Annotated in this window: 22 protein-coding genes; 16 read left to right on the forward strand and 6 right to left on the reverse strand. The window is 67.9% G+C overall.

The features are described 5' to 3' along the window. Positions 1-9 precede the first annotated feature (9 nt). The 4 genes from narJ to QLQ85_RS10085 form a co-directional block, all read right to left on the reverse strand. Positions 10-780: a nitrate reductase molybdenum cofactor assembly chaperone gene (narJ, locus tag QLQ85_RS10070; RefSeq protein ID WP_282738874.1), complete on the reverse strand. Its 771-nt coding sequence runs from the start codon at positions 778-780 to the stop codon at positions 10-12. Then, positions 773-2,329 carry a nitrate reductase subunit beta gene (gene narH / locus QLQ85_RS10075; RefSeq protein WP_282720087.1) on the reverse strand — a complete coding sequence of 519 codons (1,557 nt, stop codon included), beginning with the start codon at positions 2,327-2,329 and terminating at the stop codon, positions 773-775. The genes narJ and narH overlap by 8 nt, the downstream gene beginning before the upstream one ends. Further along, positions 2,326-6,114, reverse strand: coding sequence for a nitrate reductase subunit alpha (locus tag QLQ85_RS10080; RefSeq protein WP_282738875.1), 3,789 nt, complete (start codon positions 6,112-6,114; stop codon positions 2,326-2,328). Before QLQ85_RS10080 ends, narH begins: the two co-directional genes overlap by 4 nt. Positions 6,115-6,332: 218 nt before the next feature. Then, positions 6,333-7,631, reverse strand: a complete 1,299-nt coding sequence (locus QLQ85_RS10085) for an MFS transporter (RefSeq protein ID WP_282738876.1) — start codon at positions 7,629-7,631, stop codon at positions 6,333-6,335. 179 nt (positions 7,632-7,810) lie between these two features. On the opposite strand from QLQ85_RS10085, the gene QLQ85_RS10090 reads away from it, so the two are divergent. From QLQ85_RS10090 to QLQ85_RS10125, 8 genes are all read left to right on the forward strand, one after another. Further along, positions 7,811-9,760: a type IV pili methyl-accepting chemotaxis transducer N-terminal domain-containing protein gene (locus QLQ85_RS10090; protein WP_282738877.1), complete on the forward strand. Its 1,950-nt coding sequence runs from the start codon at positions 7,811-7,813 to the stop codon at positions 9,758-9,760. A gap of 6 nt (positions 9,761-9,766) precedes the next feature. Continuing rightward, positions 9,767-10,432 carry a two-component system response regulator NarL gene (gene narL, locus QLQ85_RS10095; protein WP_282738878.1) on the forward strand — a complete coding sequence of 222 codons (666 nt, stop codon included), beginning with the start codon at positions 9,767-9,769 and terminating at the stop codon, positions 10,430-10,432. Between the two features lie 291 nt (positions 10,433-10,723). Beyond that, complete coding sequence (locus QLQ85_RS10100; protein WP_282738879.1) at positions 10,724-12,352, forward strand: MFS transporter; 1,629 nt, start codon at positions 10,724-10,726, stop codon at positions 12,350-12,352. A gap of 69 nt (positions 12,353-12,421) precedes the next feature. Next, positions 12,422-12,880 (forward strand): universal stress protein, encoded by a 459-nt coding sequence (locus QLQ85_RS10105; RefSeq protein ID WP_282738880.1) that lies wholly within the window; start codon positions 12,422-12,424, stop codon positions 12,878-12,880. A 47-nt stretch (positions 12,881-12,927) separates the two neighbouring features. Next, on the forward strand, positions 12,928-14,430 hold the full coding sequence (locus tag QLQ85_RS10110) for an MFS transporter (RefSeq protein WP_282738881.1): 1,503 nt from the start codon (positions 12,928-12,930) through the stop codon (positions 14,428-14,430). Positions 14,431-14,637: 207 nt separating this feature from the next. Beyond that, positions 14,638-15,078, forward strand: coding sequence for a DUF4870 family protein (locus tag QLQ85_RS10115; RefSeq protein WP_282738882.1), 441 nt, complete (start codon positions 14,638-14,640; stop codon positions 15,076-15,078). Beyond that, the gene (locus tag QLQ85_RS10120) at positions 15,075-15,644 is read left to right on the forward strand and encodes a cytochrome c oxidase subunit 3 family protein (RefSeq protein ID WP_282738883.1); all 570 of its coding nucleotides are present in this window, start codon (positions 15,075-15,077) and stop codon (positions 15,642-15,644) included. The genes QLQ85_RS10115 and QLQ85_RS10120 overlap by 4 nt, the downstream gene beginning before the upstream one ends. A 31-nt stretch (positions 15,645-15,675) precedes the next feature. Beyond that, positions 15,676-15,969, forward strand: coding sequence for a cytochrome C oxidase subunit IV family protein (locus tag QLQ85_RS10125; protein ID WP_282738884.1), 294 nt, complete (start codon positions 15,676-15,678; stop codon positions 15,967-15,969). An 8-nt stretch (positions 15,970-15,977) separates the two neighbouring features. Here QLQ85_RS10125 and yihA read toward each other — a convergent pair whose 3' ends face one another. After that, positions 15,978-16,616 carry a ribosome biogenesis GTP-binding protein YihA/YsxC gene (gene yihA / locus QLQ85_RS10130; RefSeq protein WP_282738885.1) on the reverse strand — a complete coding sequence of 213 codons (639 nt, stop codon included), beginning with the start codon at positions 16,614-16,616 and terminating at the stop codon, positions 15,978-15,980. A gap of 251 nt (positions 16,617-16,867) precedes the next feature. Here yihA and QLQ85_RS10135 point away from each other — a divergent pair, with 251 nt between their 5' ends. From QLQ85_RS10135 to QLQ85_RS10155, 5 genes are all read left to right on the forward strand, one after another. Beyond that, positions 16,868-17,488: a c-type cytochrome gene (locus tag QLQ85_RS10135; protein ID WP_282738886.1), complete on the forward strand. Its 621-nt coding sequence runs from the start codon at positions 16,868-16,870 to the stop codon at positions 17,486-17,488. A 154-nt stretch (positions 17,489-17,642) separates the two neighbouring features. Further along, positions 17,643-18,275: a thiol:disulfide interchange protein DsbA/DsbL gene (locus QLQ85_RS10140; RefSeq protein ID WP_282738887.1), complete on the forward strand. Its 633-nt coding sequence runs from the start codon at positions 17,643-17,645 to the stop codon at positions 18,273-18,275. Between the two features lies 1 nt (position 18,276). Continuing rightward, on the forward strand, positions 18,277-19,098 hold the full coding sequence (locus QLQ85_RS10145; RefSeq protein ID WP_282738888.1) for an endonuclease/exonuclease/phosphatase family protein: 822 nt from the start codon (positions 18,277-18,279) through the stop codon (positions 19,096-19,098). 73 nt (positions 19,099-19,171) lie between these two features. After that, positions 19,172-19,720, forward strand: coding sequence for a TRAP transporter small permease subunit (locus QLQ85_RS10150; protein WP_282738889.1), 549 nt, complete (start codon positions 19,172-19,174; stop codon positions 19,718-19,720). Continuing rightward, the gene (locus QLQ85_RS10155) at positions 19,720-21,135 is read left to right on the forward strand and encodes a TRAP transporter large permease (protein WP_282738890.1); all 1,416 of its coding nucleotides are present in this window, start codon (positions 19,720-19,722) and stop codon (positions 21,133-21,135) included. Before QLQ85_RS10150 ends, QLQ85_RS10155 begins: the two co-directional genes overlap by 1 nt. Before the next feature lie 30 nt (positions 21,136-21,165). Here QLQ85_RS10155 and QLQ85_RS10160 read toward each other — a convergent pair whose 3' ends face one another. Further along, entirely contained in the window at positions 21,166-21,597 is a 432-nt protein-coding gene (locus QLQ85_RS10160) for a YqaA family protein (protein ID WP_282738891.1), read from the reverse strand. A gap of 45 nt (positions 21,598-21,642) precedes the next feature. Here QLQ85_RS10160 and thiD point away from each other — a divergent pair, with 45 nt between their 5' ends. The 3 genes from thiD (at position 21,643) to dtd (ending at position 23,903) form a co-directional block, all read left to right on the forward strand. After that, positions 21,643-22,455 (forward strand): bifunctional hydroxymethylpyrimidine kinase/phosphomethylpyrimidine kinase, encoded by an 813-nt coding sequence (gene thiD / locus QLQ85_RS10165; protein WP_282738892.1) that lies wholly within the window; start codon positions 21,643-21,645, stop codon positions 22,453-22,455. A 109-nt stretch (positions 22,456-22,564) separates the two neighbouring features. Continuing rightward, entirely contained in the window at positions 22,565-23,410 is an 846-nt protein-coding gene (locus tag QLQ85_RS10170) for a universal stress protein (RefSeq protein WP_282738893.1), read from the forward strand. A gap of 55 nt (positions 23,411-23,465) precedes the next feature. Next, positions 23,466-23,903: a D-aminoacyl-tRNA deacylase gene (gene dtd / locus QLQ85_RS10175; RefSeq protein ID WP_282738894.1), complete on the forward strand. Its 438-nt coding sequence runs from the start codon at positions 23,466-23,468 to the stop codon at positions 23,901-23,903. Positions 23,904-23,951: the final 48 nt, after the last annotated feature.

The following is a 23,951-nucleotide window of genomic DNA, read 5'->3' on the forward strand; positions in this document are numbered from 1 at the left end:
GATTCTCCTTCAGCTGGCAGCCGGGCCGGTGCCAGGCATGATACGTACGGGGTCACTGGGCACCTCACGCTTGCGCTCGGCGAGGCGGCGTCCCTCGGCGGACTGCAGGGCGCAGTCCTGGTCGGACGCGGCGGAAAAACGCACCGCCTCCTCTTCCCATACCTCGTCCAGTGCCTCGGGGGTGTCGTCGCGGGGCTCCTCGACGACCCGCTCGCGGTGGGCGTCGACGTCGGCCTCGGCACCGATCAACGCCAGCAGCGCCAGGGGCACCAGGGCGTGGTCGGCATCGCGCTCCTCCAGCCGGGCGGCGAGCAGCGCCAGGATGTGGCGGATCTCGCCCAGCCAGCGGCCGATCTCGGCCTCCGGCCGGGTCGAGAGGTACTCCAGGAACAGCGGCAGGTAGTCCGGCAGCTCACGGGCGTCGAGCTCGAAGCCCGCGGCGCTGTACTCGGCCAGCAGGTCGACCATGGCCTGGCCGCGGTCGCGGGACTCGCCGTGGACGTGCTCGAAGAGCAGCAGCGAGGTGCTGCGCCCGCGATCGAACAGCGCCACGTACTCGGCCTGCAGCTCCATCAGGTCGGCATCCAGCAGACGCTGGCACCAGTCCATCAGAGCGGTGCGCAGCGTCGCCGGTAGCCGGAGTTCGGCATCGGTGATCTCGATCATCTCCGGCGCCGCGGCCTGCAGCGCCTCGCTCGGGTAGTCGAGCAACCGGGCCAGCACGCGCAGGCTCAGCATGTCCGGCTCCGTCGCGGGATGTTGCATCGCTGCCTCAGCCATGACGGACCTCCTCGGCTTGCGGATCGTAGGTTTCCACCGGCTTGACCAGGGTGGTGGTCGTCTTGCGCCCCCCGAACAGGCTGTCGCCGCTCTCGCCGTGGCAGCCATCGCCGAAGCTGAAGCCGCAGCCGCCGCGCTCCGGGAAGGCTTCGGTGGCCATCTCGCGGTGGCTGGTGGGGATCACGAAGCGGTCCTCGTAGTTGGCGATGGCCAGGTAGCGGTACATGTCCTCCACTTGGGCCTCGGTCAGGCCGACGCTCTCCAGCACCTCGGTCTCGGCCTGGCCTTCCACGTGCTTGCCGCGCATGTAGAGGCGCATGGCCATCAGGCGCTTGAGCGCCAGCACCACGGGCGCCTCCTCACCGGCGGTGAGCATGTTGGCCAGGTACTTGACCGGGATGCGCAGCGACTCGATCTTCGGCATCACGCCGTCGAACTCGACCTTGCCGGCCTCGGCGGCGGACTGGATCGGCGACAACGGCGGCACGTACCAGACCATCGGCAGGGTGCGATACTCGGGGTGCAGCGGCAGCGCCAGGCCCCAGTCCATGGCCAGCTTGTAGACCGGCGAGGCCTGGGCGGCCTTGATCACGTTGTCGGTGATGCCGTCCTTCCTCGCCTGGGCGATCACTTCCGGGTCGTGGGGGTCGAGGAATATCTCGCGCTGGCGGTGATAGAGATCGCGCTCGTCGGGTGAGCTGGCCACCTCCTCGATGCGGTCGGCATCGTAGAGCAGCACGCCGAGGTAGCGGATGCGCCCCACGCAGGTCTCGGAGCAGATGGTCGGCTGGCCGGCCTCGATGCGCGGGTAGCAGAAGATGCACTTCTCCGACTTGCCGGTCTTCCAGTTGTAGTAGATCTTCTTGTAGGGGCAGCCGGAGATGCACATCCGCCAGCCGCGGCACTTGTCCTGGTCGATCAGGACGATGCCGTCCTCCTCGCGCTTGTAGATCGCCCCGCTCGGGCAGCTCGCCACGCAGGTGGGGTTGAGGCAGTGCTCGCACAGGCGCGGCAGGTACATCATGAAGGTGTTCTCGAACTGGCCGTAGATGTCGGCCTGGATCTGCTCGAAGTTCGCGTCCTTGCGCCGCTTGGCGAACTCGGTGCCGAGGATCTCCTCCCAGTTCGGGCCCCACTCGATCTTGTTCATGCGCTCGCCGGAGATCAGCGAACGCGGGCGCGCGGTGGGCTGGTGGTCGCTCTGCTTGGCGGTGTGCAGATGCTGGTAGTCGAAGGTGAACGGCTCGTAGTAGTCGTCGATCTCCGGCAGGTCGGGGTTGGCGAAGATGTTCGCCAGCACCCGCCACTTGCCGCCGATGCGCGGCTCGATCTTGCCGTCCTTGCGACGCAGCCAGCCCCCCTTCCACTTGTGCTGGTTCTCCCACTCCTTGGGATAGCCGATACCGGGCTTGGTCTCGACGTTGTTGAACCAGGCGTACTCGACGCCCTCGCGGCTGGTCCAGACGTTCTTGCAGGTCACCGAGCAGGTGTGGCAGCCGATGCACTTGTCGAGGTTGAGGACCATGCCTACCTGGGAACGAATCTTCATTTCACGGCCTCCTGCACGGTGTCATTACCCTCGCCATCCAGCCAGTCGATCTTCTTCATCTTGCGTACGATGACGAATTCGTCGCGGTTGGAGCCGACGGTGCCGTAGTAGTTGAAGCTGTAGGACAGCTGCGCGTAGCCCCCGATCATGTGGGTCGGCTTGGGGCATACCCGGGTCACCGAGTTGTGGATGCCGCCGCGGGTGCCGGTGATCTCCGAGCCCGGCATGTTCAGGATCCGCTCCTGGGCGTGGTACATCATCGCCATGCCGTTCTTGACCCGCTGGCTGACCACCGCCCGGGCGGCGATGGCGCCGTTGGCGTTGTACAGCTCGATCCAGTCGTTGTCCTCGACGCCGATGGCCCTGGCGTCATCCTCGGACATCCAGACGATGGGGCCGCCCCGCGACAGGGTCTGCATCAGCAGGTTGTCGCTGTAGGTGGAGTGGATGCCCCACTTCTGGTGCGGGGTGATCCAGTTCAGGGCGATCTCCGGGTTACCGTTGCCCTTCGTCTCGGCCAGGCTGATCGCCGCCTTGGTGTCGATGGGCGGACGATAGACCAGCAGGCTCTCGCCGAAGGCGCGCATCCAGGGGTGATCCTGGTAGAACTGCTGGCGACCGCTGACGGTGCGCCACGGGATCAGCTCGTGGACGTTGGTATAGCCGGCGTTGTAGGAGACGTGCTCGTCCTCGAGGCCGGACCAGGTCGGGCTGGAGATGATCTTGCGCGGCTGGGCGACGATGTCGCGGAAGCGGATCTTCTCCTCCTCCTTGGGATGCGCCAGGTGGGTATGGTCCCGCCCGGTGATCTTCGACAGGGCGTCCCAGGCCTTCACCGCCACCTGGCCGTTGGTCTCCGGCGCCAGGGCCAGGATCATCTCGGCGGCGTCGATAGCGGACTCGATCCGCGGCCGTCCCTTGTGCGGCCCGTCCAGCTTGCGGTGGTTGAGCCTGCCGAGCAGCTCGACCTCCTTCTCGGTGTTCCAGCCGATGCCCTTGCCGCCGTTGCCGATGCTCTCGAGCAGCGGGCCCACGGAAGTGAAGCGCTCATAGGTCTCGGGGTAGTTGCGCTTGACCTCGATCAGCGCCGGCATGGTCTTGCCGGGGATCGGCTCGCACTCGCCGCGCTTCCAGTCCTTGACCTCGACCTGGGCCAGCTCGGCGGGGGAGTCGTGCTGGTGCGGCAGGGTGACCAGGTCGGTCTCCTCGCCCAGGTGCCCCACGCACGCCTTGGAGAAGGCCTTGGCGATGCCCTTGTAGATGTCCCAGTCGCTGCGCGACTCCCACGCCGGGTCCGTCGCCGCGGTCAGCGGGTGGATGAAGGGGTGCATGTCGGAGGTATTGAGGTCGTCCTTCTCGTACCAGGTCGCCGTGGGCAGCACGATGTCCGAGTAGAGGCAGGTGGTGGACATGCGGAAGTCCAGGGTCACCAGCAGGTCGAGCTTGCCTTCCGGCGCCTCGTCGTGCCACTTGACCTCCTCGGGCTTCTGGCCGCCGACCTCGCCCAGGTCCTTGCCCTGGATGCCGTGGCGGGTGCCCAGCAGGTACTTGAGCATGTACTCGTGGCCCTTGCCGGAGCTGCCTAGCAGGTTGGAGCGCCAGATGAACATGTTGCGCGGGAAGTTCCGGGGGTTGTCCGGATCCTCCGCGGCGAAGGCGAGCTTGCCGCTCTTCAGCTGGTCCACGGCGTAGTCGGCGGTGGACAGGCCGGCGGCCTTGGCGTCCCTGGCCAGGCCGAGCGGGTTGGTGCCGAGCTGGGGAGCGGAGGGCAGCCAGCCCATGCGCTCGGAGCGCACGTTGAAGTCGATCAGGCTGCCGGGATAGTCCTCGACCCTGGCCAGCGGCGAGAGGATCTCCTTGATCTCGAGCTTCTCGTAGCGCCACTGGGAGGAGTGGTTGTAGAAGAAGGAGGTGGAGTTCATGTGGCGCGGCGGGCGCTGCCAGTCGAGGCCGAAGGCCAGCGGGGTCCAGCCGGTCTGCGGACGCAGCTTCTCCTGGCCCACGTAGTGGGACCAGCCACCGCCGCTCTGGCCGATGCAGCCGCACATGACCAGCATGTTGATCAGCCCGCGGTAGTTCATGTCCATGTGGTACCAGTGGTTCATGCCGGCACCGACGATGATCATGCTGCGCCCCCGGGTCTTGTCGGCGTTGTCGGCGAACTCACGGGCGATGCGGGTGGCCTGCTCGGCGGGCACGCCGGTGATCTTCTCCTGCCAGGCCGGGGTGTAGGGCTTGACCTGGTCGTAGGAAGTGGCGCCGTCGTCCTCGCCCTCTGCCCCCTCTTTACTTCTAAAACCGCGGTCGATGCCGTAGTTGGCGCACATCAGGTCGAACACGGTCACCGCCAGCACGTCGCTGCCGTCGGCTTTCTTGAGGCGCTTGGCGGGCAGGCTGTGGAACAGCAGATCGTCGCTGGCGCCGCCGCTCTTCACATGGTCGAAGTGCTCGTGGGCGATGCCGCCGAAGTAGGGGAAGGCAACCCTGGCCACCTCGTCATGCTGCTCGGCCAGGGTCAGCAGCGGCTTGATCTCGCTGCCTTCGGCGTCCAGCGACTCGAGGTTCCACTTGCCCACCTCATCACCGGTCTCGCCCCAACGGAAACCGATGGAGCCGCGCGGCACAACGAGCTGGTCGCGGGTCTCGTCCCAGGCGACGGTCTTCCACTCGGGGTTGTTGCCCTGGCCCAGGCTCGCCTCGAAGTCGCTGGCGCGCATCTGGCGACCCGGCGCGTAGCTGCCGTCCTCGCGGGCCTCGAGCTCGACCAGGAAGGGCATGTCGCTGTAGCGCCGCACGTAGTCGGTGAAGTAGGCGCTGGGCTTGTCGAGGTGGAACTCCTTGAGGATGACGTGCCCCATGGCCATGGCCAGCGCCGCGTCGGTGCCCTGCTTGGCGGAGAGCCACTCGTCGGTGAGCTTGGAGACCTCGGCGTAGTCCGGGGTGATCGAGACGGTCTTGGTGCCCTTGTAGCGCACCTCGGTGAAGAAATGGGCGTCCGGGGTGCGGGTCTGAGGCACGTTGGAGCCCCAGGCGATGATGTAGCCGGAGTTGTACCAGTCGGCGGACTCGGGCACGTCGGTCTGCTCGCCCCAGGTCATCGGCGAGGCCGGCGGCAGGTCGCAGTACCAGTCGTAGAAGCTCATGCACACGCCGCCGATCAGCGACAGGTAGCGGCTGCCCGCGGCGTAGCTGACCATGGACATGGCGGGGATCGGCGAGAAGCCGATGATGCGGTCCGGGCCATACTGCTTGGCGGTGTAGACGTTGGACGCCGCAATCAGCTCGTTGAGCTCATCCCAGTTGGCGCGCACGAAGCCGCCCATGCCGCGGGCCCGCTTGTACTGCTTGGTCCGGGCCGGGTCCTCGACGATGGAGGCCCAGGCGTCGACGGGGTCGCCCTTCTCGGCAACGGCCTCGCGCCACAGCTTGAGCAAGGGCTTGCGGATCAGCGGGTGCTTGAGACGGTTGGCGCTGTACAGGTACCAGGAGTAGCTGGCGCCGCGCGGGCAGCCCCGCGGCTCGTGGTTGGGCAGGTCCGGGCGGGTGCGCGGGTAGTCGGTCTGCTGGGTCTCCCAGGTGACCAGGCCATTCTTGACGTAGATCTTCCAGCTGCACGAACCGGTGCAGTTGACGCCATGGGTGCTGCGCACGACCTTGTCGTGCTGCCAGCGCTGCCGGTAGCCGTCCTCCCAGCCGCGGGATTCCGTGCGCAGCTCGCCGTGGTCGTCGGCGAAGGGCTCGCGAGTCTTGCGGAAGAAGTTCAGCCGATCAATGAAGTGACTCATGGTCGCTCTCCAGGCTCCTCGAAAGATGTGTGACCGCTTCCGGCCACCCGGCCCGCCGTGCCGCGTGGAGCTCGTGCCGCACGCCAGGCAGGTTCATGGCGAGGATTCTGGGCGATCGATCGGCGAATTACTGCCCGGTTACCTCCATATACCGCGCCTCTACCCCCAAGGGGATAGAGGCCGTGAAGCGAGGGGATAAGCCGAAGATGGCAGGGCCGTCAGGCCGCCACGCGGGGAGCCCTGGCGTGGTCGGCGAGCATCACCAGCATGCACACCACCAGCGAGCCATAGAGGAACATGAAGCCGGCACTGCGGACGCCGACCCACTCGTTGCCGAGCACGAACACCATCGGCAGCAGCGCGGCGAAGAGCCCCCCCAGGGTCAGCGCCAGGCCGCCCACCAGCGGCATGTCAGCGCCGTGGTCGCGGTGGATCAACCGCATCAGGCTGCCCTTGCCGATGCCCATGCCTAGCCCCATGGGCACCAGCAGGGCCATGAACCACCACAGCGGGGCGCTGAAGCGCAGCACCAGTTCCCCATGGACCCCCTGGATCTGCATGGTGAAGGGGGGGTAGGAGAGCAGGAAGAGACAGACCAGCACGAAGGCGCTGACCCACCAGCGCAGGGCCCGGAAGTCACGCCAGTCGGCCAGTGCGCCGCCGAGCACCTGTCCCAGGCCCACCGCCAGGGTGAACGGCAGCGCCCAGAGCGCCGCACTGCCGAGTGGAAACTGGTACTGGGCCGCCAGGTAGCCCGGCAGCCACAGCGCCAGCGCCACGAAGGCGCCGAAGAAGAAGCTGTAGACGAAGGCGAGCCGCCACAGCCGCCAGCAGGCCAGGCGCTCCCGTGCCCTGCGCCAGCCACCGGCCACCGGCCCCGGATCATCGAGGGCGAGTGCGTCGTCCACCGTCCGCGGGGTGGTCTCGACCGGGTCGTCGGCGAACAGCCACAGCAGGCCCGCCACCAGCAGTACCGGCAACAGGTAGAGCTGCGGCGCCAGGCGCCAGCCATAGGCCTGGCTGATCAGCGGCAGCAGCAGGTAGCTGAGCCCGGCGCCGAGCATGCCGGCGCCGTAGAGCCCCAGCGCCAGGCCGGCATGCTGACGGGGCCCCTGGGTCGCCACATAGACCAGGCCGGCCGCCAGCGACCCGGCCCCCAGCCCCAGGCCGGCCCCGGCCAGCAGGAACTCCAGGTAATGGCCCGCCTGGCTGATCCACCACAGGAAGGGGCAGATCAGCAGCAGGCAGCCGAGCATCACCCGGCGCCCCCCGACCTTCACCGCCAGGCCCGCCATGGGCAGGCTGGCCAGGCCGCCCACCAGCATGGGCACGGCCAGCAGGGCGGCGAAGGCGACCTCGCCGAAGCCGAGCGCCGCCTTGAGCTCGAGGCCCAGCACGGCGAACAGCGTCCAGCAGGCGAAAACCAGGGCGAAGGCCAGTGGTGAGAGCACCACCACCACCAGCGAGCGGTAGCCACCCTCGGCATCGCGGACGGGGTCTTCCCGGAGGGGCATCATGGATGGCGGGGCTCCGAGGCAAGGGAACGGAACATTGGGAAAATTCTCGTGAGCCTGGGCCCGCCGGTCAAAAGGGCATGCGAGGTACACCTTTGAGGGGGCAGGGCCTACCTACTAGGGTATAATGATGGCCTCGTGACTCCTTCAGCCCGCCCCGATGCCGGAGGGCCCCCTCACCGATGAAACTGCTGCAACGTTCCCTGGTGGCACGCATCATCGCCTCCCTGCTGGCGATCAGTGCCATGGCCCTGATCAGCATCGTGGTCACCATGACCGTGGCCAGCAACAGCCGCGGCGACGCCGCCGCCATCAACATGGCCGGCTCGTTGCGCATGAACACCTACCAGATCGTCGCCGCCCTGCAGCGCTACCAGCAGCAGCCGGAGGCCGAGCGCCGCGAGCACGCCCGCGCGCTCGTGGTGCGCTTCAAGGAGCGCCTGACCAGCCCGCAGCTGACCGGCGCCATGCCCGGGGCGACCGACCATAGGCTGCAGGTTCAGTATCGGCGGCTGCTGGAGCGCTGGGACCGGGAGCTCGCCCCCCGGATCGAGGCGGCCATCGCCGGGGGACGGATCGAGACCGGCGAGCTCCACGCCAGCCTCGATGGGCTGGTGGGCGAGATCGATGCCCTGGTGACCCTGCTCGAGGAGAACAGCGAATCGAAGATCCGCCTGCTCAGTGTGCTGCAGATCTTTTTCCTGGGGCTGACCGCCGTGGTCGTGGCCATCGCGCTGTACGATATCCGCCACAACCTGGTCACCCCGCTGCGCCAGCTGATGGTGCTGGCCAGGGAGGCCGCCCATCGCAACTTCGGCCATCGCACCCGCCTGCGGGGCCACGACGAACTGGCGATGCTCGGCCGCACCCTCGACACCATGGCCGAGGAGCTCGGCGCCAGCTACGCCGAGCTGGAGGAGCGCGTGTCGCGCAAGAAGGCCGAGCTGGAGCGCAGCAACCTGGCCATGCAGGTCATGCACGACGGCAGCCGCCAGCTCTATGGTGGCGGCAACGACCTGTGCTCCAGTGCCGCGCCCATGCTGCGTCGTCTCGAGCAGCTGCTGGAGATCGGCCCCATCCGCTTGTCGCTCAACGATCCCCACGACGACCGCCAGATCCCGATACTCGCCACCCACTCGGCGCGTCGCCCCGAGTACTGCCGCGACCACGACTGTCACGCCTGCCTGATCGACCCGCGGCCACTGCGCCTGCGCGAGACCGAAGAGGGCGAGTGCCTGCTGCTGCCGGTGAGTGTCGGTGACGAGATGCTCGGCACCCTGGAGCTCTGGCACCCCAGGAACCAGCCGCTCTCGAACAGCACTCGACGCCTGCTGAACGCCCTCGCCGACCAGCTCGCCACCGCCATCTACCTGCAGCGGCGCATCGAGGAGCAGCAGCAGGTGTCGCTGATGAACGAGCGCACCATCATCGCCCGGGAGCTCCACGACTCCCTGGCCCAGTCGCTCTCCTACCTGAAGATGCAGGTGGCGCGGCTCGAGCGCATGCAGCAGAAGGACATGCCCCGGGAGGCCCAGGCCGCCGTGTTCGACGAACTGCGCACCGGCCTCGACAGTGCCTATCGCCAGTTGCGTGAACTGCTCACCACCTTCCGCCTCAAGCTCGAGGGGCCGGGGCTCTCGAGCGCCCTGCGCCAGACCACCGCGGAATTCGCCGAGCGCATGGCGGCGCCCATCGAGCTGGACGTCGACGTGCCGCCCCACCTGCTCAATCCCAACGAGGAGATCCACGTCCTGCAGGTGGTCCGCGAGGCCCTGGCCAATATCCACAAGCACGCCCGGGCCCACTGGGCCGGGGTCTCGGTGCGCTTCGCCGAGGCCCGCATCCGGGTGCGGATCGAGGACGACGGCATCGGCCTCGAGGACGACCGCTCGCCACCCATGCACTACGGCCTGGTGATCATGCGCGACCGTGCCGAGACCCTGGGGGGCGAGCTGAAGCTGCGCAACCGCCCCACGGGCGGCACCCTCGTCGAGCTCGTCTTCACGCCCCAGACCGCTCGCCTGATTACCCAGCAACCCGCGTCACATGTCCCGGATGCTGCCACCGACCCCGTCGCTGAGCACCGGGCCGATGATCGCATCGCGCTCAAACACCATGGCAACAGGGAATAAGTCACGATGGCCACGCCTGCCCACGATACGCCCGCCAGTATCCTGATCATCGACGACCACCCGCTACTGCGCCGTGGCGTCTCCCAGCTGCTCGAGCTGGAGGACGACCTCGCGCTGGTCGGCGAGGCCGGCGAGCCCGAGGAGGGCGTGCGGCTGGCCGCCGAACTCGACCCGGACATGATCCTGCTCGACCTCAACATGCCGGGCATGAACGGCATCGAGACCCTCAAGCGGCTGCGCGCGAACGACTTTGCCGGGCGCATCGTGATGTTCACCGTCTCCGACCACGAGGAGGACGTGGTGGATGCCCTGCAGAACGGCGCCGACGGCTACCTGCTCAAGGACATGGACCCCGACGAGATGGTCCGCCAGCTGCGCCAGGTGGCCCTCGGCCGCATGGTGATCAGCGAGAGCCTCACCGCCCTGCTCGCCGAGGCACTGCGCAACCAGCGCAGCCGGCCGGTGGCGCCGGACCTCCACAGCCTGACCCAGCGCGAGCGGGAGATCCTGCGCGAGCTCGCCGCCGGGCTCTCCAACAAGCTGATCGCCCGCAAGCTCGACATCACCGAGGGCACCGTCAAGGTCCACGTCAAGCACCTGCTCAAGAAGCTCAACCTGCGCTCGCGGGTGGAGGCCGCGGTGTGGGCCGTGCAGGAAGGCGTCGACCGCTAGGACGCCCCTACCCTCCTCCCGGTTCTCTGTGGATACCTCCAAATACTCCCGGGCCGCGCAGGCGGCCCGGCCTCCATCCCCCCGTGTGAAAAAAGCGCTTTTCTATCAACCGGATGGCCCCATACCCCGGCTACCCCTCAAGAGGTATTCCGCTGATTTTTCGGCATTTTCAGCCAGTTTCGCCCCCTCGAGCCGCGGCGTATCTTTCGCCTCAAAGCCTCGTGCGTTGATCCGTGTCACGCCGTGGACCGCAAGGCGAGGCGCAACGGTAATACCCAAGGGGGAATCACCATGGCTAAATCGAGTGCCGACACCGGCCGCATCGCCAGGCCCGGCAGGAATGCCGATATCGAACACTGGGATGTCGAGAACGACGACTTCTGGGAGCGGGAAGGCAAGAAGGTCGCCAACCGCAACCTGTGGATCTCCATTCCCAGCCTGCTGATGGGCTTCGCCGTCTGGTTGATGTGGGGGATGATCACCACCCAGATGCAGAACCTCGGCTTTCCGTTCACGGTCAGCCAGCTGTTCACCCTGAGCGCCATCGCCGGCCTCTCCGGCGCCACCCTGCGCATTCCGGCGTCGTTCATGATCCGCATCGCCGGCGGACGCAACACCATCTTCCTGACCACCGCCCTGCTGATGATTCCCGCCGCGGGCACCGGCCTCGCGTTGATGAACCCCGGCACCCCGTTCTGGGTGTTCCAGGCCCTGGCGCTGCTCTCGGGCATCGGCGGCGGCAACTTCGCCTGCTCGATGAGCAACATCTCGACCTTCTTCCCCAGGAAGCAGCAAGGCTATGCCCTGGGCATGAACGCCGGCCTGGGCAACTTCGGCGTCACCACCATGCAGATCCTGATCCCGCTGGTGATGACCGTGGGCATCTTCGGCGCCATCGCCGGGTCCCCCATGGAGCTCGAGAGCGCCAGCGGCACCCTGATCGGGCGCATCGAGGCGGGCACCGACACCTGGATCCAGAATGCCGGCTTCGTCTGGCTGGTCTTCCTGATCCCGCTGGCCTTCGCCGGCTGGTTCGGCATGAACAACCTGCGCACCATCACCCCCAACCCGGGTAGCCCGGGCGCCGCCTTCGGCAAGATCCTCGGCCTCTACGGCGTCGGCCTCGTGACCTCCGTGGTGGGCGTCGTCGCCCTGGGCATCCTCAACATGTGGCTGGCCCTGCCGCTGACCATCGCGCTGACCCTGGTGCTGCTGCGCCTGATCCCCGGTGACATCAAACCGAACATCCAGAAGCAGTTCGCGATCTTCTCGAACAAGCACACCTGGTCGATGACGGTGCTCTACATCCTCACCTTCGGCTCCTTCATCGGCTTCTCGGCGGCCCTGCCCCTCTCCATCAGCGTCATCTTCGGCAACATGATGGACGTGGCCGCCGACGGCACCGTGACCCGCGTCGCCAATCCGGATGCCCCCAGCGCCCTGACCTGGGCCTGGATCGGCCCCTTTGTCGGCGCCCTGATCCGTCCCGTCGGCGGCTGGATCTCCGACAAGGTGGGTGGCGCCATCGTCACCCAGATCATCTCGGTGGTGATGGTGGTGGCCTCCGCCGCGGCCGGCTGGGTGATGATGCAGGCCTACAACGCCACCGACCCCAACAGCTACTTCGCCCTGTTCATGATCCTGTTCGTGGTGCTGTTCGCCGCCAGCGGCATCGGCAACGGCTCCACCTTCCGCAGCATCGGGGTGATCTTCGATACCCAGCAGAAGGGCCCGGTGCTCGGCTGGACCTCGGCCGTGGCCGCCTACGGTGCCTTCATCGCCCCGCGGGTGATGGGCGAGCAGATCCAGGCCGGCACCCCCGAGCTCGCCATGTACGGCTTCGCGGTCTTCTACGCACTCTGCCTGGTGATCAACTGGTGGTTCTACCTGCGCGGCAACGCCTACGTGAAGAATCCCTGAGCCCGCCCCCTCCCGGCGCTCGGGACAGGCCCGAGCGCTCCACCTCACCGCTGCGTGTCGAGGTACCCCATGAAGATCATGATCGCCTACGACGGCTCGCGTAACGCCAAGCTGGCACTGGCGCAGACCGTCACCATGTTCCGCTGCAACGCCCCGACGCTGATCCTCGCCGGCGTGGCCGAGAACCCGCTGGACGCCACCGATGCCAACGAGGCGCTCTTCCAGGAGGAGTACGACGAGCTCAAGGCCGCCCTCCAGGAGGGGATCGACTTCGCCTCCGGCGAGGGCTTCGACGCCGAGCTGCTGATCGCCGAGGGCGATGCCCGCAAGATGCTGCTGCGCGCCACCCAGAAGCACCAGCCCGACCTGCTGGTGATCGCCCGCCACAGCCACAAGCCCGACGGCGGCATCATCGCCCAGTCGCTCAGCTACTTCGTCGACGAGCTCGACTACATGACCTTCGGCAGCGTCAGCTCCTTCCTGGCGCGACGTGTCGAGTGCCCGCTGTTGATCTTCCCCAGCCCATGACGGTTCGCCCGCTTCCACCACGCTCGGGAACAAAGGATTAAACGACCATGAAAGTCTCCGCCGTCTTCAAGGTGCGCAATCCGGAGATCAGGGCCCTGCACCTGACCTGGATCGCCTTCTTCATCACCTTCTACGTCTGGTTCAACATGGCGCCGCTGGCATCGAGCATGCTCAAGAGCGTCGACTGGCTGACCCGCGACGATATCCGGCTGTTCGCCATCACCAACGTGGCGCTGACCATCCCCGCCCGCATCATCGTCGGCATGGCACTCGACCGCTTCGGGCCGCGCCGGGTCTTCTCGGTGCTGATGGTGACCATGTCGGTCCCGGCCCTGGTGTTCGCCTTCGGCGACACCATGACCCAGCTGCTGGTCTCGCGCCTGGTGCTGAGCTCCATCGGCGCCAGCTTCGTGGTCGGCATCCACATGACCGCGCTGTGGTTCAAGCCCAAGGACATCGGCTTCGCCGAGGGCTTCTATGCCGGCTGGGGCAACTTCGGCTCCGCCGCCGCCGCCATGTCGCTGCCGACCATCGCGCTGACCATGTACGGTGGCGAGGACGGCTGGCGCTGGGCCATCGCCCAGAGCGCCATCGTCATGGCCGCCTACGGCGTCTACTACTGGTTCGCCATCACCGACGGCCCCGACGCCAGGGCCCATCGCAAGCCACGCAAGGCCGCCGCCATGGAGGTCAGCACCTGGGGGGACATGCTCAAGCTGATCCTGTGGACCATCCCGCTGGTGGGCTGCCTGGGCATCCTGGTGTGGCGCATCGAGGACATGGGCTACCTCTCCGCCACCGGTGCGCTGATCTGCTACCTGGTGATCGCCGCCATCGTGATCTACCAGATCGTGCAGATCCTGCGGGTCAACGTGCCGATCCTGAAGAAGGGCGTGCCGGAGGACGACCGGTATCCGTTCAGCAGCGTCGCCGCCCTGAACAGCACCTACTTCGCCAACTTCGGAGCCGAGCTGGCGGTGGTCTCGATGCTGCCGATGTTCTTCGAGGAGACCTGGGGGCTGAACGCCGCCACCGCCGGCCTGATCGCCGCCTCGTTCGCCTTCGTCAACCTGGTGGCACGCCCCATGGGCGGCCTGGTCTCCGACCGCATGGGCAACCGCCGCTTCGTGATGCTCAGCTACATGTTCGGCATCGGCATCGGCTTCGTGCTGATGGGCATGCTCGACTCGAGCTGGCCGCTGGTGATCGCCATCGCCATCACCATCTTCACCTCCTTCTTCGTGCAGGGGGCGGAAGGCGCGACCTTCGGCATCATCCCGTCGATCAAGCGCCGCATCACCGGCCAGATCTCCGGCATGGCCGGTGCCTACGGCAACGTCGGGGCGGTGGTCTACCTGACCCTCTTCACCTTCGTCACCCCGACCCAGTTCTTCTACATCATCGCCTCCGGCGCCTTCATCAGCTGGCTGATCTGCCTGGTCTGGCTGAAGGAGCCCGAGGGCGCCTTCGACGAGGAGTACCACATCTCCTCGGTGGATCGCATGATCGAGGAACAGGAGGCCCTCAAGGCCCAGGCCGGCAACGCCTGACTGTCCGCCCCCGTGGCCCGATGGCCGGCTCACCGCCGGCCATCGGCCTTGCTGCCTCTCCCCGCACCGACCATGGCGAGCTCGCCGAGACTTGATCCAGGCCAGGAAATAGTGGTGCATCTCGCGCTATAGTAGCATTTCAAATACATGAATCAGGTCGGCATCTCACGACGGGGACGGCCGACCCTCGGATGCGAGGTCACCATCATGTCCGCAGCCCTCTCCTCTCTCGCCCCCGCCCAGGGCAGCAAGGCCGACCGCGGTCGCGGCACGGCCATCGTCGTCTACATGCTCTTCCTGGGCAGCATCCTGGCGGTGGTCACGGCGCCGCTGGGCGTGCTGATCGCCCACCTGGCTAGGCGCCATGCCGAAGGCTGGGTCGCCTCCCACCTGCAGTTCCAGATCCGCACCTTCTGGCTGGGCGTACTGGGCGGCGGCCTGTTCGTGGCGGCCTGGCAGCTGCTTGGCGTGCTCGGCCTGCCCGCCCTGGCTCCCTGGGCGCTCGGCTACCTCTACTTCACCGCCTGCCTGATCTGGATGGTGGGCCGCTGTGGAGTGGGCATCGCCCGGCTGACCGCCAACCGCCCGGTCGACAACCCGCGCAGCCTGGCCTTCGGCGGTGCCCGGGTGACCCTGGCGGACGGATGAGCAGCCGCGCGTTGCCCAACCCCGGCTGGGGGCCCCTCTCGGCACTGCCCGGCAACCCGCTGATGTGGGTGCTGATCCTCAGCGAACTGCTGGTCTTCACCGCCTTCTTCGCGCTCTACGCCTGGCAACGCGCCGCCGACACGGCGCTCTTCGATGCCTCCCAGCGCGAGCTCGACCCGCTGATGGGCGGGCTCAACACCCTGGTGCTGCTGACCAGCGGGCTCTGCGTGGCCCTGGCCGTGGAGGCGACGAGTGCCGAGCGGATCCGCCGCGCCCGCCAGTGGCTCTCGGCTTCCATGGGGCTGGGGGTGGGGTTCTGCGTGATCAAGGTCGTCGAGTACGCCGACAAGCTGGCCGCCGGCCTGACGCCGGAGACCAACACCTTCTTCGGCTTCTACTACGGGCTCACCGCCTTCCACTTCGCCCATGTGCTGTTCGGCCTGGGGCTGCTGGCGCTGGTGAGCTGGCGCACCTCGCTGGACAACGTGGAAACCGCCGCCGCCTTCTGGCACCTGGTCGACCTGATCTGGATCCTGCTCTATCCGCTCGTCTATCTGCTCAGATGACGGCAACCGACCGATGACCGCAGAGGTGATCATGACCGCCCATCCCGGCACCCGCCGCCTGCTCGCGACCTGGGCCATCCTGATGGCCCTGACGGTGATCTCGATGGTCTCGGCGCGCCTGGACCAGGGCGACTGGCAGGCGCTGCCGCTGTGGTCGGCGGGCCTGGTGCTGGCCGCCACCGGCTTCAAGGCCCAGCGGCTGCTGATGGTCTACCTCAACCTGCGCGCCGCCACACCGGCCTGGCAGGGCGCCTTCGTGGGGCTGGTGGTGCTGACGCTGGCGCTGATCGGCGCGGGTTACCTGGCCGCCCGCCTCACCGCCTGACGGCCGCCTCAGGCGTCGTCACCCAGCAGCCACCGGTCGAGGCACTGGTGCACCTCCTCGATGCCCTGGCCCTTGAGCGACGAGAACAGCTGGATGCTCACCAGGTCCTCCCATTCGCGCAGCCGGCTTCGCACCTGATGCAATGCCCCTTTCGCCGCCCCCGACTTCAGCTTGTCGGCCTTGGTCAGCAGGATATGCACCGGCATCTCCTTGTCGTCGGCCCAGCCGAGCAGGGTCTGGTCGAACTCCGAGAGCGGGTGACGCACATCCATCACCAGCACCAGGCCACGCAGCGAACCACGGCGCTGCAGGTAGTCGGAGAGATGCCGCTGCCACTCCAGCTTGACCGACTCCGGCACCTTGGCGAACCCGTAGCCGGGCAGGTCGACCAGGCGGCGCTCGGTGTCGTCGCCCAGGGTGAAGAAGTTGATCAACTGGGTACGCCCCGGGGTCTTGGAGGTGCGCGCCAGGGCCTTCTGGCGGGTCAGGGCATTGATCGCGCTGGACTTGCCGGCGTTGGAGCGCCCGGCGAAGGCCACCTCGGCGCCGCTGTCGGGCGGGCAGGCCGCCAGCGTCGGGGCGCTGGTGAGGAAACAGGCGGTCTGGTAGTTGAGACGAAGGTTGGGCGAATCGTTGAGTCGCGACATGACGGGCTGGTCCTGACGATGGTCGGGGGTGGCAGGGGCGCGGCTTGCATTCCCGCGGCCGGGGTGTTTCGTTATAATGCAGTGTCTTCTGTCTGCGACCCGGGGCACGCTAGTGTACCACCGCGCCCTCGACGTCCGCGAACCGCCAGGCCGCCGAGCCGCCGCATGACCCGGCCCTGGCAGGTTTTCGCGATCCGGGCGGCACCCAGGGTACGTACCGGTCAACAACGTAACGGCATAGTGGAACAGCGATGAGAAAGTTACTGGCAAGCCTGGCAATCACCATGGGTGCCGTGGGCGCCGCCCACGCGGACCTGCAAGCCGACGCAGACGCAGCGGCCGGCCGCGAGAAGGCCCAATCCTGCGCCGCCTGTCACGGCCAGGAGGGCACCAGCCCCTCCGGCAGCTTCCCCAACCTGGCCGGCCAGCAGGCCTCCTACCTGGCCAAGCAGATCATGGACATCCGTGACGGCAACCGTCAGGTGGCGCAGATGGCCGGCCAGGTCGACGACTTCTCCGACCAGGACGCCTGGGACGTGGCCGCCTATTTCGCCGACCAGGACGCCAGCCTCGGCCAGGCCGACCCGGACGAGGAACTGGTCGCCCGCGGCCGCGAACTCTACCGTGCCGGTGACGTGTCCAAGGGCATCCCGGCCTGCGCCGCCTGCCATACCCCGACCGGCAACGGCATCGGCAGCGCCGGCTATCCGGCCCTCTCCGGCCAGCATACCGATTATACCGTCGCCACCCTGCAGGCCTTCGCCGCCGGCGAGCGTGCCAACGACCCCGCCAACATCATGCGCGATATCGCCGCCAAGATGAGCGATGCCGACATGCAGGCCGTGGCCAACTACGTGATCGGCCTGCACTGAAGGCCACCGGCATGTCCTCACGCAAGGGCGGCTCGTGGCCGCCCTTGTCGTCTCCGGCGGCGAACCTCGCCGGGAACCCCGGCAGCGATTCGGGCTCAAAGCCAGCGAACATGCCCGGCAGCGGCACCGGCTCATCCAAGGAGAGATACCCCCGATGTTCAAGACCCTGATGGTTGCCCTGGCAGGCCTCGGCCTGTCGACCCTGGCCTCGGCCGCCACCCTGGTGGAAGGCCAGCACTACGAGGTGCTCCCCGAAGCGGTCGAGACCCGCGTCGACGACGGCCAGATCGAGGTCACCGAGGCCTTCTGGTACGGCTGTCCGCACTGCTACAACCTCGAGGATCCGCTCAACGCCTGGGTCGCCGAGCAGCCCGAGGACGTCGTCTTCCAGCGCCTGCCTGCCACCATGGGCGGCGACTGGAACCAGCATGCCATGGCCTTCTATGCCGCCCAGGAGCTGGGCATTCTCGACGCGGTGCACGATGACTTCTTCGACGCCATCCACGAGGGGGGTCGCCAGCTCACCGAAGCCGACGACATCGCCGCCTTCTTCAGCGATTACGGGGTCAGCGAGGAGGAGGCGCGCGAGGCCCTGACGTCCTTCGGCGTGAAGAGCCAGGTCAACCAGGCCCACGCCCGCATGCGCGCCATGCGCCTGATGGGCGTTCCCGCCCTGATCGTCGATGGCCGCTACCTGGTGACCCCCAGCAGCGCCGGCAGCCTCGACAACATGCCGCAGATCGCCGACGCCCTGGTGGAGAAGGTTCGTGAGGAGCGCGCGGACTGACATGCCTCAGCTGGCCGACGCCCGGATACCGTTGCTCGACGGCGGCCACCTGAAGCTGCTCACCTTCAACCTACAGGTGGGCATCCAGACCTCCGCCTACCATCACTACCTGACCCGCAGCTGGCAGCACCTGCTGCCACACCCCAAGCGCATGCGGCGCCTGGACATGATGAGCGAGGTGATCGGTCGCTTCGACATCGTCGGCCTCCAGGAGGTCGACGGTGGCAGCTTCCGCTCGAGCCAGGTCAACCAGGTGGAGTACCTGGCGACCCGGGCCGGCTTTCCGCACCACTTCCAGCAGCTCAACCGCAACCTGGGCCGCATCGCCCAGCACAGCAACGGCTTGCTGTCGCGCCTGGCGCCGGCTCGTATCGAGGAGTATCGCCTGCCGGGCACCCTGCCCGGCCGCGGTGCCATCCATGCCCGCTATGGCGAGGGCCCCGACGCCCTGCACCTGTTCGTTGCCCACCTGGCCCTGAGCCATCGCGGCCGGGTGCGACAGCTCGACTACCTGAGCGAGATCATCCAGCCGCTGCGCCACGTGGTGGTGATGGGCGACCTCAACTGCACCCCGGAACAGCTGCACACCCACGACCGCTTCCGTGCCTCGCTGCCGCTGCACCCGGTGCGCCCGCTGCTCAGCTACCCCTCGTGGCAGCCGCGCCGGGCACTCGACCACATCCTGCTCTCCGACTCGCTGGAGGCCGGCGAGGTGCGGGTGCTCGACCACCTCTTCTCCGACCATCTGCCGATCGCCGTGGACGTCCGCCTGCCACCGGCCTGCCTGACGGCCATGAGAAAATCGCTGAAACGGACGCGTTGATGGCACGGGGATGACGGTCGGCACCGAATCGGCGATGATGCGCCTCCGGTTTTCCTTCATCACGAGAGCGCCCATGAATCCCGCGAAACGCGAACCGGCCCTGCTCGCACGGCTCGACGCCTTCACCGACCTGATCGGGCGTAGCATCGCCTGGCTGGTCATCGTCATGATGGTGGTGCAGTTCGCCATCGTGGTCATGCGCTACGTCTTCGGCATCCACAGCATCGTGATGCAGGAATCGGTGATGTACATGCATGCCATGGTCTTCATGCTGGCCGCCGCCTGGACCCTGCGCAACGACGGCCATGTGCGCGTGGACATCTTCTACCGCAAGCTGTCTGCCCGCGGCCGCGCCTGGATCGACCTCGGCGGCACCCTCGTCCTGCTGATACCGGTGCTGGTGTTCATCGCCCTCGTGAGCCTCGGCTACGTGACGAGCAGCTGGGCGATCCTCGAGCGCTCGTCGGATGGCGGCATCCCCGCCGTCTTCCTGCTCAAGAGCCTGATCCTGGTGATGGTGGCGTTGCTGCTGATCCAGGCCATCGCCCAGGTGATCCGTCAGGTGCTGATCCTGCGCGGCCGCCTGCCGGGCCACCCCCCCAGCCACGAGGAGGCCCTCTAGTGCTTGCCTCCCTCCTCGAACTCATGCCGCTGGTGCTGTTCGCCGCGGTCTGCGGCGTGCTGATGCTGGGCTATCCGGTGGCCCTGTCGCTGGCCGGCACCGCGCTGATCTTCGCCGGCCTCGGTTATGCACTGACGCAGATGGGCGTCCCGGTGCCCTTCGAGGCGCGTTACCTGAGTGCCATGCCCAACCGGCTCTACGGCATCATGACCAACCAGACGCTGCTGGCCGTGCCGCTGTTCGTGCTGATGGGCGTGCTGCTGGAGAAGTCGCGGGTCGCCGAGACCCTGCTCGATGCCATGGCCCTGGCCTTCGGCGCACTGCGCGGCGGGCTCGGCATCGCCGTGGTGCTGGTCGGCATGCTGCTGGCGGCCTCCACCGGCATCGTCGGCGCCACCGTGGTGACCATGGGCCTGTTGTCGCTACCGACCATGCTCAAGCGCGGCTACTCGCCGGCGCTAGCCACCGGCACCATCTGCGCCACCGGCACCCTGGGACAGATCATCCCTCCGTCCATCGCCCTGGTGCTGCTCGGCGACGTGCTTTCCAATGCCTACCAGCAGGCCCAGTTGGCCATGGGGGTGTGGAGCCCCAAGACCCTCTCGGTGGGCGACCTGTTCATCGGCGCCCTGGGGCCCGGCCTGCTGCTGGTGGCGGCCTATATCGGCTATGTGATGATCATCGCCTGGCTGAAACCGGAGACGGCGCCGCCGGCCGACCGCCAGGCGCTGATGCAGGACCTGGGGCACAGCGGCAGCCTCTGGCCGTTGCTGATCAAGGGGCTGATCCCGCCGGTGCTGCTGATCGTCGCCGTGCTGGGCTCGATCCTCGGCGGCTTCGCCACGCCCACCGAGGCCTCGGCGGTGGGTGCCACCGGCGCCTTCCTGCTGGCCCTGGCCAACCGCCGGCTGAGCCGGCCGATGCTGCGCGAGGTGGTGTACTCCACCACCCAGGTCACCAGCATGGTGTTCCTGATCCTGATCGGCGCCACCCTGTTCTCGCTGGTGTTCCGCGCCTTCGGCGGCGAGGAACTGGTCATCGAGCTGTTCGAGTCGCTGCCCGGCGGCGTGGTCGGCGCCACCCTGGTGGTGATGCTGGTGATCTTCCTGCTCGGCTTCATCCTCGACTTCATCGAGATCACCTTCGTGGTGGTGCCGATCGTCGGCCCAGTGCTGCTGACCATGGGCCTCGACCCGATCTGGCTCGGCATCATGATCGCGGTGAACCTGCAGACCTCCTTCCTCACGCCACCGTTCGGCTTCGCGCTCTTCTACCTGCGCGGCGTGACGCCGGAATCAGTGCCGACCTCGGCGATCTACCGCGGGGTGATCCCGTTCATCGTGCTGCAGCTGACCATGCTGCTGGTGCTGGCGCTGTTCCCGGGCATCGCCACCTGGCTGCCTTCGGTCCTGTGACGGCCAGGGCCGCTCATCGGCCCCGGCACGTTACTGACAGAGCGGCGCCAGCCAGCTCTGCGCCAGGTAGAGCACGAGGGCATAGCGGGTTCCCTTAGCCAGGGAGATCAGCAGGATGGCCCGCCACCAGGGCAGCCGGAAGATGCCGGCCAGCACGGTGAGCGGATCGCCGACCACCGGCGCCCAGGAGGCCAGCAGGCTCCACTCGCCGAAGCGGAAGTACCAGCGCTCGGCCCGGGCCAGCCCCTCCCGCGAGGCGGGAAACCAGCGGCGATCCTGGAAGCGCCGGGCGTAGCGACCCAGCCACACGTTGATCAGGCTGCCCAGGGTGTTGCCGGCGGTGGCCACCGCCCAGAGCATCGGCGCCGGCTCGCCCAGGCACCAGAGCCGGGCCAGCCATACCTCGGAGCCGCCGGGCAGCAGGGTGGCGCTGACCAGGGCGACCACGAACAGGCTCAGCATGCCGCCCCCCGAGCAACCGACACTCCCTTGCGATACGATGACGCCATGACGCTCCCTCGACCCATCCCCAATGTGCTGACCATCGCCGGCTCCGATCCCAGCGGCGGCGCCGGCATCCAGGCCGACCTCAAGACCTTCTCGGCGCTGGGCGCCTATGGTACCAGCGTGATCACCGCCCTGACCGCCCAGAACACCCGCGGCGTCACCGGCGTGCACCCGGTACCCGCGGACTTCATCGCCCGACAGCTGTCCACCCTGCTCGATGACGTCGAGATCGACGCCGTGAAGATCGGCATGGTGGCGAGCCGCGAGGTGGCCGAGACCCTGGGCACCCTTCTCGAGCGCCGTCGCCCGCGCTGGATCGTGCTCGACCCGGTGATGGTGGCCAAGAGCGGCGACGTGCTGGTCGACGACGCCGGCATCCGTGCGGTACGCGAGGTGCTGGTGCCGCTGGCCGACCTGGTCACGCCCAACCTGCCGGAGGCCGCCGTGCTGCTCGACTGCGCGGAGCCCCACGACCGAGCGGCCATGGCGGCACTCGCCCCCGGGCTGCGCGCGCTCGGCGCCGGCGCGGTGCTGCTCAAGGGCGGCCACCTGGCCGGCGATGCCTGCCCGGACCTGCTGATCACGTCCGACGCCACTCACTGGCTGGAGGGTCCGCGCATCGCTACCGGCAACCTCCACGGTACCGGCTGCACCCTCTCCTCGGCGATCGCCACCCGCCTGGCGCTGGGCGATGCGCTGCCCGACGCCGTGGCCGCCGCCAAGGCCTGGCTCGCCACCGCGCTGGGCGAGAGCTACCGCCTCGCGGTGGGGCGGGGCCACGGCCCGGTGCACCACTTCCACGCCTGGTGGTGAAACACGCGGCGGCCGATTCGGCTTGCAGCCCGGCCGAGCCCCACCCATTCTGAAGGTCCGACCCGCCGGGAACACCGCCCGGCGCCTTCATGCACCGGAGGGATGCGTCATGACCCAGACCCTGCTGTTCGCCTGCGATCTTTCCGCCGAGAACCGTGCCGCCTATGCCCGCGCTGTCCGCCTGGCGGTGGAGCATGGCGCCCGCCTCGACGTGATCCATGTGCTCGATCCCTATCTGCCGCACCGGGTGCTGCACGATCTGGAGGAAGCGGTGGTCGCCGACATGAAGGCCATCCTCACCGACATCCGCGAGGACTATGCCCTGCCCGAGCCGAAGATGCTGATCCAGACGGTGGCCGGGTCGGCCTATGCCGAGATCATCCGCGAGGCCCACGAGCGCGAAGTGGACATGATCATCCTCGGCGCCCACCGCAAGCGCGGCCAGCCGGACCTCGTCGTCGGCACCACCCTGGCGCGGGTGCTGCGCAGCGCCCCCTGCCCGGTGCTCTCGGTGAGCCATCTGGCCACCCAGGAGTGGCAGGATATCCTGGTCCCGGTGGACTTCTCGCTAACCTCGCGCCATACCCTGCGCGAGACCCTCAAGCGCTTCCCCGACGCCCGCCTCACCCTGCTGCATGCCTGGGACATCCCCGGCGAACGCGAGCTCGGTTCCGACAGCGACTACGCTCGCTGGCGCGACCGGGAAGTGGCGCGGTTGCGCACCCAGCTCGAGCGCGAGACCGAGCAGTTGATGAGCGAGCTCGACGACGTCCCGGAGCTGGAACTGGTGCTGGAGCAGGGCGACCCCCTCGAGGTGCTGATGACCCGTCTGCGCCGCCAGCCGCCGGACCTGCTGGCGCTGGGCAGCCGCGGCCAGCTGGGCCGCCAGAGCCAGATCACCGAGCAGCTGCTGGCCGAGCCCCACTGCGACATCATGCTCTGCCGCGCCTGGTAGCCACCGTCGTGCTATCCTTCCCGGCCTGATTCCCAGGCAGGAGGCCGCTCGTCGGATGAAAGCCCTGATTCAGCGCGTACGGCGCGCCAGCGTGGAGGTGGAAGGCCGGGAGGTCGGCGCCATCGGCCAGGGCCTGCTGGCCCTGGTGGGGGTCGAGAGGGGCGACGACGAGACCGCCGCCGACCGGCTGCTGCACAAGCTGCTGCACTACCGGGTGTTCGGCGATGACGACGGCCGCATGAACCTCAACCTGCAGCAGGTCGAGGGGGGCCTGCTGCTGGTCTCCCAGTTCACCCTGGCCGCCGATACCGGCAAGGGGCTCAGGCCCGGTTTCTCCAGCGCCGCGCCGCCCGCCGAGGGCGAACGCCTCTTCCACTACCTGCTCGACCGCGCCCGCGAGGCCTGGCCGAAGGTCGCGAGCGGCGAGTTCGCCGCCAACATGCAGGTCGCACTGGTCAACGACGGGCCGGTGACCTTTCTGCTGGAGAGCTGAAAGCTGGAAGCTGGAAGCACCCGGCCGGCTCCGGCGCGCACCAAGCCC

Source organism: Halomonas kalidii (genome assembly GCF_030010475.1).
Lineage (GTDB): Bacteria > Pseudomonadota > Gammaproteobacteria > Pseudomonadales > Halomonadaceae > Halomonas > Halomonas heilongjiangensis.